Below are 11,753 nucleotides of genomic sequence, written 5' to 3'. Positions count from 1 at the left end.
TGGTCGGGCTATCGTTCGCAATCGCCACCCGGTATTCGCACTTTGAGCCAAGGACTCAAGAAATTTGAGGCCATATTTGAGGGATGGTCAATAGCTCAGGACTCATTTGTGTGTACTTAGTAGCCCCTAGGGAGAAGGGGGTGGGGGATGAGGGGGGTTAACTTGCAAAAGTGGGATGCACCCGCGCTAGAGTGGCATCCTCAAGTTATTTAAGATTCCAAGGTTCTTGAAGAACCCTGGAATCTGGGCTTATTCTACCGTGACTGATTTGGCCAGGTTCCTTGGCTGGTCGACGTCTAACCCGCGCCGGGCGGCGATGTGGTAGGCCAGCAGTTGCAGCGGAATCACCGCCACAATCGGCGACAGTAGCTCATCTACCACGGGCACCGGCAGCAGCCGATCGAAGGTGTCGGCGGCATCGGCATCATTCATGGGCACCACGCCAATCAGCTGGGCGTCGCGGGCCTTGGCCTCCTGCGCATTTGAGAGCACCTTGTCGTAGACGCTGCCGGGCATAGCGATCGCCACCACCGGCACCTTGGCATCCAATAGTGCGATTGGCCCGTGCTTCATTTCGCCCGCCGGGTAGCCCTCGGCGTGGATGTAGCTGATTTCTTTGAGCTTCAGCGCCCCTTCCAGGGCAATGGGGAAGTTAATGCCCCGGCCCAAAAAGATAAAGTCCTGGGTTTCGTTAAAGTCGTGGGCCAGCTCTTCGATATAGCGCTCCTGGCTTTCGAGCACCTGCTCGATGTAGGCGGGCAGCTGGTGCAGACCGTTGAGAATGGCCTCAATGCGATCGGGGCTGAGAGTTTGGCGACGGTAGGCCAGGTCTAGCGCCAAAAAGTAGAAGGCCATCACCTGGGCGGTAAAGGTTTTGGTCGCCGCCACCCCAATCTCAATACCGGCGTGGGTATTGATAATGTGGGGCACCAGCCGCGACAGCGAACTTTCGGGCCGGTTGGTAATGCCTACCATGCGGGGGGCAAAGCGGGGGTCGGGGTGGGCGGCGCGGCGATTTTGCTCCATCTCCAGGGCAGCCAGGGTGTCGGCGGTTTCGCCCGACTGGGTAACGCCCACGGTCAGGGTGTTAGGAATCAGCGGCGTCGGTGAGTAGCGAAACTCGGAGGCGTACTGCACCATGACGGGCAGGTTAGCCAGCTCTTCGATCAGATATTTGCCGACCAGGGCGGCGTGCCAGCTGGTGCCGCAGGCGACCACTTGCAGGTGCTCTAGGCCGTCGAGCAGCGCGTCGGGCAGGCCCAGCTGAATTGGAGCCAGGGGTGTACTGGCGGCGCTGGCCGTCCAGCTGTTGTCGATGTAGGTTTCGAGGGCGGTGCGCACCACGCCGGGCTGCTCGTAGATCTCCTTGAGCATGAAGTGCTTGAACCCCTGCTTCTCCACCATGATGGGGTTCCAGTTCAGGGTAATCGGGTGCTTGCGCTGGCGATCGCCCTCAAAGTTGTACACCTCTACCCCCAGGGGCGTCAGGCTGGCTAGCTCGCCATTTTCCATCGGCAGCACGGCGCGGGTGTGGGGCACGATCGCCGGGGTGTCGCTGGCGCAGAAAAATTCGCCCTGGCCAAAGCCAATCACCAGGGGAGCCTGCTGGCGCACCACCACCAGTTCGTCGGGATAGTCGGCAGAAATAATCGCCAGGGCAAAGGCTCCGTGCAGCTGCTGGCAGGCGCGGCGGGTGGCCTCCAGCAGAAGCGATCGGCCCTGGGTGTCGTCGGGGCTGAGCTGGCTCAGGTGCGACTCGATCAGGTGGGGCACTACCTCGGTATCGGTATCTGACGTAAACTCGTGGCCCAGCGCCCTGAGGGTTTCGCGCAGCTCGCGGTAGTTTTCGACAATGCCGTTTTGTACCACGGCCAGGCGTCCGGTGCCGTCGCGGTGGGGGTGGGCGTTGTGCTCTTCGGGCTTGCCGTGGGTAGCCCAGCGGGTGTGGCCAATGCCCAGGCGAGCGGGGTTTTCTTCGCCGTCGAGCTTGTCTTGCAGATTTTGCAGTTTGCCCTTGGCGCGCACGCAGTGCAGCTCGCCTTCGAGCACGGTGGCGAGGCCGGCGGAGTCGTAGCCGCGATATTCGAGCTTACGCAGACCGTCCATCAGAATGTCGGTGGCGGGCCGGGTGCCGATGTATCCCACAATTCCACACATAGCGCTGTCTCCTTGGGGTTGAGCAGAGGCTGTGATCGAGCTGACTTTATAGGATACACGGTGGCCCGGTCGGTGCGCTCGCTCAGACTGCCGAATAGGGGACCGGCCTACATCCCTAAAACAGCGCAGCGGTTTCGCCTAGGGGCAGAGGGTACCCCAGCAGATAGCCCTGGGCAATGTTGACCTGAAGCTGCTGCAGAGCGATGAGCTCAGAGGGGGTTTCGACTCCTTCGGCGACGATGTAGCTATTGGTCTGCTGGGCAAACCCGACCAGGGCGGCGGTCAGCGCTCGGCGAGTGGGGTCGGTATCGATGTTGCGAATCAGGCTGATGTCGAGCTTGATAATGTCTGGATTGAGCTGAAGAATGTGCAGAAAACTGGCGTAGCCGGCCCCAGCATCATCCACGGCTAGGCGCACGCCGCGATCGCGCAGGGGAGCTAGATATTCGCCAAACTTTGAATAGTCGGGGATGGCGACATGTTCGGTCACTTCTAGCACAATGCGGTGCAGGGGCACACCCTGAAGCACCTGACTGACGGCCCCGCTCAGAATGTTGTCTGGCGATACGTTGACGGAGAGGTAGACATCTTCGGGAAGATCGGCAAGACCTTCTAGCGCTTTGGCGATCGCCGCCATTTCGAGCTGTTCGCCATAGCCTACCTCAGCAGCCTCAGCAAACCAGATGTGGGGGCTGCGAATGGGCCGAGACCAAAACCGGGTCAGGGCCTCAACCCCAATGATCTTGCGATCGCTCAGGCGAACGATGGGCTGGTAGACGAGGGTAAAGGCGCTGGACTCTAGCACGGTTGTAACGCGATGAGCCATCGCTTGGTGCGCCTGCACCGCCTCTAGCTCGCGGGCGATTTGCCGAGCGGTAAAGTCGGCAAACAGCTGCATGAGCGACAGGTCGCGATCGCCCAAAGACAGGTTGGGTCGGGTGCTAAAGCAGCAAAAGGTGCCGTAGACCTGCCCGTTGCCCAACCGCAAGGGGATGCTGAGGTGCGCTCCTACGGGCAGGGCGGTGGTAGCCGCTATCTCCAGCGCCGCAGGAATTTTAGTGGCATCTTGAATTAGCTGGGGCAGCCGACCATCGACAACGCGCTGGCAGTAGCTCTCCTCTAGCGGGTCTGAGTCGCCCACAGCAATGGGCGGGCTTTCTAACGATGAGTCAACGTAGCGAAACTTACGTCTGCCTTCGACAAACTCCGATACAAACGCCACCTCCATATCGAGGTGCAAACGAATGGCGCACAGCGCATCGATGACAACCTCATCGATCGACCCATTCCCCAAACTAGATGCCGATAAAAAAAAGTAGGGGATGAGGCTTAACTTGTTAGGTGTCGCCGTCGAGTCAACAATCGATTGTTCGTCCATTAAGCAGTACTCCACCAGTACTCCACCAGCACTCCAACGCAGTGTTTCAGACGATTTCAGTTTCAGATGGTTCAAAGCGTTGCCCCCTGGTTGAACCCACCGGAGCCGCACTATCGAATCAGCGCGTGCTAGTACGGGTCACTTTTGTCAACACCACAGCCAACAAAGTACATCACTTTAGAGCGATTACTCCCTAACACAATAGCCAGCAGGAAAGCGTTGTTCACAGCCATCTGCCTCCTAATACATTATGAGCAATTTTATACTGCTCAATTCACCTAAAAGGAGGGAATACACTCTAAAAAAGGGCTAAAAGCACCCAAACTGAAACCGCTTTTCATCTCTAGAGACAGGGCTGCCCAATCTTAGTGCGCCCCGAAAGGATTCTCAATCTGTAGCTTCACTGAAGAATCTGACGATAATTTGACCTGTTCTTATAGCGCTGGCCAGGGCGTGTCTGGAGACTCCATCGATAGCCAGGTCGCGACACCCCAAGCGGCACGGCAGCTGTCTAATCTTGCCCGATTAGCGCCAGCAGGTCGCCCTCGCTGAGAATAGCAATACCCAAACCCTCGGCTTTGGTCAGCTTTGACCCGGCTTTTTCGCCCGCCACCAGGTAGTCGGTGGCTTTGCTAACGCTGCTGGTCACTTTGCCCCCGGCGGCTTCGATCAGCTCGGTGGCTTCCGGGCGGGTGAGGGTGGGTAGGGTACCCGTGAGCACCAGGGTTTTGCCCGCTAGAACCCCAGCCTCAGCGGCCTGGGTTGGCGTATCGTCAGCGGCCAGCTGCAAGCCCGACTGGCGCAGGCGATCGATCAGGGTTTGGTTGGCGGGCACCTCAAACCACTGGGCGACAGACTGGGCAATCTCGGGGCCGATGCTGTGGACGGTGGCGATCGCCTCGGGGCTGGCAGCGGCCAGGGCTGCCGCACTAGGAAAGTGCTGGGCCAGGGTCTTGGCGTTGACGGTGCCGACATGGCGAATGCCCAGGGCGTAGAGCACCGAGGCCCAGGGGCGAGTTTTGGAGGCGGCGATCGCCCCCACCAGCTTCTCGGCCAGGCGCTTACCCATACGATCGAGGGGTTCTAGATCCGCCTCGGTCAGCGTGTAAAGGTCGGCGACAGAATGCACCAGCCCCTGCTCCACCAATTGCTTCACCCACTTTTCGCCCAGCCCCTCAATATCGAGGGCATCGCGCCTGGCCCAGTGAATAATTGCCCCCTGCACGATCGCCGGGCAGGAGCTATTGATGCAGCGGGTGACGGCTTCGCCCTCGGGCTTGACCAGGGCGCTGGCGCACTGGGGGCAGTGGGTGGGCATAGTGACGACGATCGCATCCACAGGCCGCAGTTCACTCAGCACCCGCACCACTTCGGGGATAATTTCTCCCGCCTTGCGCACAATCACGGTGTCGCCCTGGTGAATATCCAGCTCGGCCAGGCGATCGGCGTTGTGCAGCGTGGCGCGGGCAACCGTGGTGCCCGCCAGCTGCACCGGATGCAGCTCGGCTACGGGGGTGACCGCCCCGGTGCGACCCACCTGAAAACTGACGGCTTCTAGAATAGTGGGCACTTCTTCGGCGGGGTACTTGAGCGCCACGGCCCAGCGGGGAAACTTCTGGGTAAAGCCCAGCTGCCGCTGAAGGGCAAAGTCGTTGAGCTTTACCACCACGCCGTCGGTCAGGTACGAGAGCCGAGCGCGCTTTGTGGCCCAGTCGTCGTAGTAGGCCTGCACGTCGTCAGCAGACTGGCAGAGCTGGCGGTTGGGGTTGACGCGAAAGCCGAGGGTCTGGAGGAGTTCGAGGGCGGCCCACTGGGTTGTCATTTGATCCGGCGCAGATGCAATCTGCGCCGGATCAAATTGATCTAAATACACGGTATAGGCAAAAAAATCGAGCCGACGATCGGCGACGATGCGGGAGTCGAGCTGGCGCAGGGTACCAGCGGCGGCGTTGCGGGGGTTAGCGAAGAGCGCTTCACCGCGAGCCTCTCGTTCCCGGTTGATTTGCTCAAACACATCCAGCGGCAAAAAGGCTTCGCCACGCACTTCGACCACCGGAGGCGGGGTGTCGGTATTGAGCCGCAGGGGCACCGAGCGAATGGTGCGCACGTTGGGGGTAATGTCTTCGCCCGCGACCCCATCGCCTCGGGTGACGCCGCGCACCAGCAGGCCGTTTTCGTAGGTGAGGGCCAGGGCGTTGCCGTCAATCTTCAGCTCAGCCACGTACTCGACCTCGCCCGCGTCGGGGGCCTGCCTGCGCCAGCGCTCTTCCCAGGCGCGAAACTCGGCCAGGTCAAAGGCGTTCTCTAGGCTGTAGAGGGGGATGTTGTGGCGAACGGAGGTGAACTGGGTGGCGGGCTTTTCGCCCACGCGCTGGGTGGGGCTGTCGGGGGTGACGAGAGCGGGGTGAGCGGTCTCCAGGTCTTGCAGCTCGCGGTAGAGGCGATCGTAGACCTCGTCGGGCAGATCGGGGGCATCGAGCACGTAGTAGGCGTAGCTGGCGGCCTGAAGCTGCGCCCTGAGGGACTGTGCTCTAGCGGCGGTGGTGTCGTCTGCGGCCTGGTTCATGGCTCGGTTCTCTACAATTGCCCGGTCGCTAGTGTAGCGCTGGAATGCGCTCGGTGCAGCTTAATCGACTAAGTTCTTGGTCTGCTCAAAGGCGACCGTACCGACCTCTCTCGCTGAGTTTAAGAACTTCTCGATTGGGAGATCCCCCCGGTTTCTAGCTGTCTAAGTTTCACTTTGTACCCCCCTTAGCAAGGGGGGGCAGGGGGGATCGTCGTCACGCACTGACCCGAGTGCAACCCGCTATATCGACGCTATTTGTTAATGGATTTTTCGACTAGTTGACCGTCCACAAACTTGTGCAGAATGCTAGATATCAGCGTTTGATAGGGTATACCTTCTTTTAGCGCCCTGGCCTGTAGCATTCTCAGGTCTTTTGAGGACAGACGAATGTTGATTCGGGCATCTTTTTTGAATGTAGCGGCTGCGATCGCCCGATGCGATTCCAGCTCTTTTTCAAGATTTTCTGACCGCTGCAGTCTGCCAGCCTCGAATGCATCTAGAATGTCTTGTTCTTCGGAGTCAAAATTATTCATTTCTATCACCTAGGTACTGCTTAGTTGCTTTACGGCTAGGAATAATTGTTTTAAGAAAAACTTCCTCCTCGCTTTCCACAAAGGGAACTAAGTACGCGTAGCCTTCTACTAGCACCACTGAAATTTTTTGCCCCGGATACCGTTCTTGGTTAGGGTGATCGAAGATGTCTACTTCGTTGCCAAGCTGAATGTTGAGAACAATGTCTTCAAAGGTGATACCTCGCTCCTGCCGGAGACGCTCATTTTTTTCTGAGTTCCAGGCAAAGGCTTTCATAGCCAAAGCATAGCAAAGGTGTGTGCCTTATGTATTCAAGGCTTTAGGATGGGTACAGGCTTTCCCTTAAACGGCTTAATGCCAGGATGAGCTACCCCCTTTAGGATGGGACTATTAGCCCTCAACGCTCTCAATCCCTATGACCTCCTCCGCCTTCGCCTACCCACCCAGTCCCCAGCACGATCAGGTCGATACCTACCACGGCGTGACCGTGCCCGACCCCTACCGCTGGCTCGAAGACCCCCAGTCTGCTCCCAGCCGCGAGTGGATCGCGGCCCAGAATACGGTCACCGATGGCTATCTGCGAACGCTGTCGAAGCGGGGTGAAATCAACGATCGCCTCACCCAGATCTGGAACTACGAGCGCTACAGCACCCCCTTCAAGCGCGGCGGGCGGTACTTTTACTTCAAAAACGACGGGCTGCAAAACCAGAGCGTGCTCTACACCTTGCCCAGCCTGGAGGCCGAGCCGCGAGTGTTGCTCGACCCCAACACCCTGTCGGAGGATGGCACCGTTTCCCTCAGCGGCATGGCGGTGAGCGAGAACGGGGCCTACCTGGCCTACGGTCTGTCGTCGGGCGGCTCCGACTGGGTGGAGTGGCACGTGCGCGACATTGAAACCGGCGAAGACACCGACGACCTGCTCAAGTGGGTGAAGTTTTCCGGCGCATCCTGGAGCCACGATCACCAGGGCTTTTTCTACAGCCGCTACGACGAACCGGATGAAACCACCAAGCTAGAGGCCGTCAACTACTACCAAAAGCTGTTTTACCACCGCATCGGCACGCCCCAGAGCGAGGATGTGCTGGTCTACGAGCGGCCCGACCAGAAGGAGTGGGGCTTTGGCGGCGGCGTCACCGAAGACGGGCGGTACCTAATCATCTCGGTGTGGAAGGGTACTGACCCCAACAACCTGGTCTTCTACAAAGACCTGAGCGACCCCGACAGCCCGGTGGTAGAGCTGATTTCTGAGTTTGAGGCCAGCTACAGCTTTGTCGATAACGACGGGCCGCTGTTCTGGTTTACGACCGACCTGGAGGCACCGAAGGGGCGACTGATCGCGATCGATATCACCCGGCCGGAGAAGGAGCGCTGGCAGGAGATTATCCCCGAAAGCGAGGACACTCTAGAGGGGGTGGGCCTGCTAAATAACCAGTTCGTGGCCGATTACCTGAAAGACGCCTACACCACGATTCGCATTTTTTCGCTCACGGGCGAACTGGTGCGGCAGGTGGTGCTGCCAGGGATTGGCTCGGCGGGGGGCTTTGACGGCAAGCGCGAAGACACCGAAACCTTTTACAGCTTTACCAGCTTTACGGTGCCGCCCGCCATCTACCGCTACGACATGGTGACCGGCGAGAGCACCCTCTACCGCCAGCCCGAGGTCGATTTTGACCCCGATGCCTACGCCACGACCCAAGTGTTTTACGCCAGCAAAGACGGCACCCGCGTGCCGATGTTCATCACCCACAAAAAAGGGATTGAGCTAAACGGGCAGAACCCAACCCTGCTCTACGGCTACGGCGGCTTTAGTATTTCGCTGACGCCCTCGTTTTCGGTCAGCAACCTGGTGTGGATGGAAATGGGCGGCGTGTACGCGGTGCCCAACCTGCGCGGCGGCGGCGAGTACGGCGAAGACTGGCATTTGGCGGGCACAAAGCTCAACAAGCAGAACGTGTTTGACGACTTTATTGCGGCGGCGGCGTGGCTGATTGCTGAGGGCTATACCTCGGCGGCAAAGCTGGCGATCGCGGGCGGCAGCAACGGCGGCCTGCTGGTGGGGGCCTGCATGACCCAGCGCCCCGACCTCTTCGCGGCGGCGCTGCCAGCGGTGGGGGTGATGGACATGCTGCGGTTTAACCAGTTCACCATTGGCTGGGCCTGGGAGTCGGACTACGGCTCGCCCCAAAACGAGGACGAGTTTAAGGTGCTCTACAGCTACTCGCCCCTGCACAACCTGAAGCCGGGGACGGCCTACCCGGCAACGCTGATCACCACGGCAGACCACGACGATCGCGTCGTCCCGGCCCACAGCTTTAAGTTTGCGGCGGCGCTCCAGGCGGCCCACGGCGGCGAGGCTCCCGTTCTCATTCGCATTGAGACGAAGGCGGGTCACGGGGCGGGTAAGCCGACGGCGAAGGTAATCGAAGAGGTGTCAGACAAGTGGGCGTTTTTGGCAGCAAATTTGGGAATGTAGTAGGGGTATTAGGTGTCAGGTATTGGGGTCCTGATACCTAATACCCCCTAGCCGGGTAGGCGGCTAGGAGTTGTTGAGCGGCCTGAATGCGAGAGGTTTCTCCGATTAGAATGCAGGCCGACAGCTGGTTGAGGTCGATGTCGGCTAGCGCTGGAATGCCGCTGCGCTCGACAGCTTCGTAGCGGCCCTGGGCGCTGGGGCCGAGCTGGATGTGGTAAACCGCCAGGGAGCCGTCTTCCCACATCCAGACTTCATCGACACCCAGGGCCTGGTAGCGCTCTAGCTTAGCGGCATCACCGCTGGTGAAATTGACCTCAATTGAGAGTCTGTATCCATCTATTTGATACGACTCGTCGGCCTCGGCGGCGGCAATGCCTTCCTTTTCCTGGGTCATTGAGCCGGTAGGCTTAAACTCAATGCCACGATGAAACAAAAACGTCTCGATCAAAAAGCCAATCACGCTTTTGAAGAGTTCGTGGGCTTCGCCGGGCATAAGGATTTCGATAGTGCCGTTGTAATAAAAGAGTCTGAGCCCACGGGAGTTCTCAAAGCCTTTTTGCAGGTGCTTAAACTGTTCCCAGGTGCGCCCTGGCTGAATGGTGCGAATGTCGCCGTGGCCGGTTTCAACACGAATGGGGGAAGGGCTGCTGGCAAGGGTCATGGGTTTGGCAAGCGCTATTGACCATCATAGCGAGAGTGGGTAGAGACACTGCCTATACTGAGCTTTTCCAATGCTTTTACGGCCACAGCATGTACTATCCAGTGCTGATTAACGACGCCACCAACGGATAGCCGTTGGTGCTGCAGTTGCGTGCTGACTACTCATCCCGCTACCGGTAACGGCACAGGGGCAACCTCGTGAGGTTGTCCAATATCCCTCGTAAATAATGCAGGTTAAGCCAGCTTCGTAATCAGGTGCCCTGAATAGTGGAGTTCCTGTCTGCTCACTTACCCTCGTTGGCGATTTGCCGACTCAGCCACAGCACCGGCAGCAGCCCCACTACCACGATCGCCAGGGCCGGGGCCGAGGCTTCGATCAGCCGCTCGTCGGCGGCGTACTGGTAGACCCGCACCGCCAGGGTGTCGAAGTTAAACGGGCGAATGATCAGCGTGGCGGGCAGCTCTTTCATCACATCCACAAACACCAGCATGGCGGCGGTGAGCAGGCTGCTGCCCAGCAGCGGCCTGTGCACCTTGAGCAGGGTTTGCTGGGGGCTCTGGCCCAGGCTGCGGGCCGCGTCATCCAGCGAGGGTTTAATTTTGCTCAGGCCCGCCTCCACCGCCCCAAAGCTGACCGCCAAAAACCGCACCAGGTAAGCAAACAGCAGCGCAATGATGGTGCCGCTGAGCAGCAGCCCGGTGGAAACGCCAAAGGTTTGGCGCATCCAGGCGTCGATCGCATTATCAAACCGGGCCAGGGGTATCAGCGTGCCCACGGCAATCACTGCCCCAGGGACGGCGTAGCCCAGGTTGGCCCCCTGCACCGCCAGCTTGAGCGCGGGCGTGTGGTTCAGCCGCAGGCCGTAGGCCATCACCAGCGCCAGCAGCACCGCCAGCACCGCCGCCAGCACCGCCAGCACCAGGCTGTTGAGGCCAAGCCAGACAAAGTCGCCATCGAGGGTTTCATCGGCGTGGCGAATGGTCATCGCCAGCAGCAGCCCGGTGGGGATGACCAGCCCCAGCAGCACGGGGGCGGCGCAGACCAGCCAGGCCCCGGCGGCCCGCCAGCCCCCCAGCCCGTAGCGCGACTGCGAAAGAGTGCGGGCCGTGCCCTGGTAGTAGCGGGCCTGCCGCCGCGATCGCTGCTCCAGCAGCACCAGGGCAAAGATAAACAGCAGCAGCACCGCCGACAGCTGCACCGCCGCCGGGCGATCGCCCATGCCAAACCAGGTGCGGTAGATGCCCGTGGTAAAGGTCGGCACGCTGAAGTAGGCCACCGTGCCAAAGTCGTTCAGGGTTTCCATCAGGGCCAGGGCGGTACCGACGGCGATCGCCGGTCGAGCCAAGGGCAGCGCCACCGTGCGAAAGCTGCGCCAGGGGCCACAGCCCAGCGATCGGCTGGCCTCTAGCGTGGCGGTGGACTGCTCTAAAAACGCCACCCGCGCCAGCAGGTACACGTAGGGGTACAGCGTCAGGCTGAAGAGCACAATTGCCCCGCCCACCGAGCGCAGGTTGGGAAACCAGTAGTCGGTGGCCTGCTGCCAGCCAAACAGCGATCGCAGCGCCGTCTGCACTGGGCCAAAGTACTCCAGCGTGTCGGTGTAGACGTAGGCCAAAATGTAGGCCGGAGCCGCCAGGGGCAGCAGCAGCAGCCACTCAAACCACCGCCTGCCCCAAAACTGGCAGGTGCTCACCAGCCAGGCCGTACTCACCCCGATCGCCAGCACCCCCAGCCCCACCCCCAGCATCAGCACCAGCGAGTTGCGAATGTACTCTGGCAGCACCGTGGCCGCCAGGTGGCCCCAGGCATCGCTGCTGTTGGTAAACAAACCGGCCAAAATAATGGCCACCGGCAGCAGCATCACCAGGGCGATCAGAGCAACGCTCATCGTCCAGCCGTCAGGCCACCGCAGGAACACTTGCCGGGAAGCAGCGAGGGATTTCATGGGCATGCCGTATTGCTACCCATTCCTTTTAACATAGAACGT

At 60.0% G+C, this 11,753-nt stretch carries 8 protein-coding genes; 1 reads left to right on the top strand and 7 read right to left on the bottom strand.

The window, feature by feature from the left end:
* Positions 1–249: 249 nt before the first annotated feature.
* The 5 genes from glmS to ACQ4N7_RS26150 all read right to left on the bottom strand — a co-directional run bounded on the left by glmS (position 250) and on the right by ACQ4N7_RS26150 (position 6,908).
* Positions 250–2,157, bottom strand: coding sequence for a glutamine--fructose-6-phosphate transaminase (isomerizing) (gene glmS, locus ACQ4N7_RS26170; RefSeq protein ID WP_430714385.1), 1,908 nt, complete (start codon positions 2,155–2,157; stop codon positions 250–252).
* Between the two features lie 115 nt (positions 2,158–2,272).
* Entirely contained in the window at positions 2,273–3,535 is a 1,263-nt protein-coding gene (locus ACQ4N7_RS26165) for a sensor domain-containing phosphodiesterase (protein WP_430714384.1), read from the bottom strand.
* 511 nt (positions 3,536–4,046) lie between these two features.
* Positions 4,047–6,101: an NAD-dependent DNA ligase LigA gene (ligA, locus tag ACQ4N7_RS26160; protein WP_430714383.1), complete on the bottom strand. Its 2,055-nt coding sequence runs from the start codon at positions 6,099–6,101 to the stop codon at positions 4,047–4,049.
* A 251-nt stretch (positions 6,102–6,352) separates the two neighbouring features.
* Entirely contained in the window at positions 6,353–6,634 is a 282-nt protein-coding gene (locus tag ACQ4N7_RS26155) for an antitoxin (protein WP_430714382.1), read from the bottom strand.
* Positions 6,627–6,908, bottom strand: coding sequence for a BrnT family toxin (locus ACQ4N7_RS26150; protein WP_430714381.1), 282 nt, complete (start codon positions 6,906–6,908; stop codon positions 6,627–6,629). Before ACQ4N7_RS26150 ends, ACQ4N7_RS26155 begins: the two co-directional genes overlap by 8 nt.
* Positions 6,909–7,047: 139 nt before the next feature.
* On the opposite strand from ACQ4N7_RS26150, the gene ACQ4N7_RS26145 reads away from it, so the two are divergent.
* On the top strand, positions 7,048–9,105 hold the full coding sequence (locus tag ACQ4N7_RS26145; RefSeq protein WP_430714380.1) for a prolyl oligopeptidase family serine peptidase: 2,058 nt from the start codon (positions 7,048–7,050) through the stop codon (positions 9,103–9,105).
* 37 nt (positions 9,106–9,142) lie between these two features.
* Here ACQ4N7_RS26145 and ACQ4N7_RS26140 read toward each other — a convergent pair whose 3' ends face one another.
* The gene (locus tag ACQ4N7_RS26140; RefSeq protein ID WP_430714379.1) at positions 9,143–9,766 is read right to left on the bottom strand and encodes a Uma2 family endonuclease; all 624 of its coding nucleotides are present in this window, start codon (positions 9,764–9,766) and stop codon (positions 9,143–9,145) included.
* Positions 9,767–10,049: 283 nt separating this feature from the next.
* A complete protein-coding gene (locus ACQ4N7_RS26135; RefSeq protein ID WP_430714378.1) occupies positions 10,050–11,711 on the bottom strand; it encodes an ABC transporter permease in 1,662 nt (553 codons plus the stop codon).
* Positions 11,712–11,753 lie beyond the last annotated feature (42 nt).

The organism is Nodosilinea sp. AN01ver1, from assembly GCF_050565655.1.
In the GTDB taxonomy this organism is placed as follows: domain Bacteria; phylum Cyanobacteriota; class Cyanobacteriia; order Phormidesmidales; family Phormidesmidaceae; genus Nodosilinea.
This window is presented reverse-complemented; position numbering and strand designations above follow the sequence as displayed.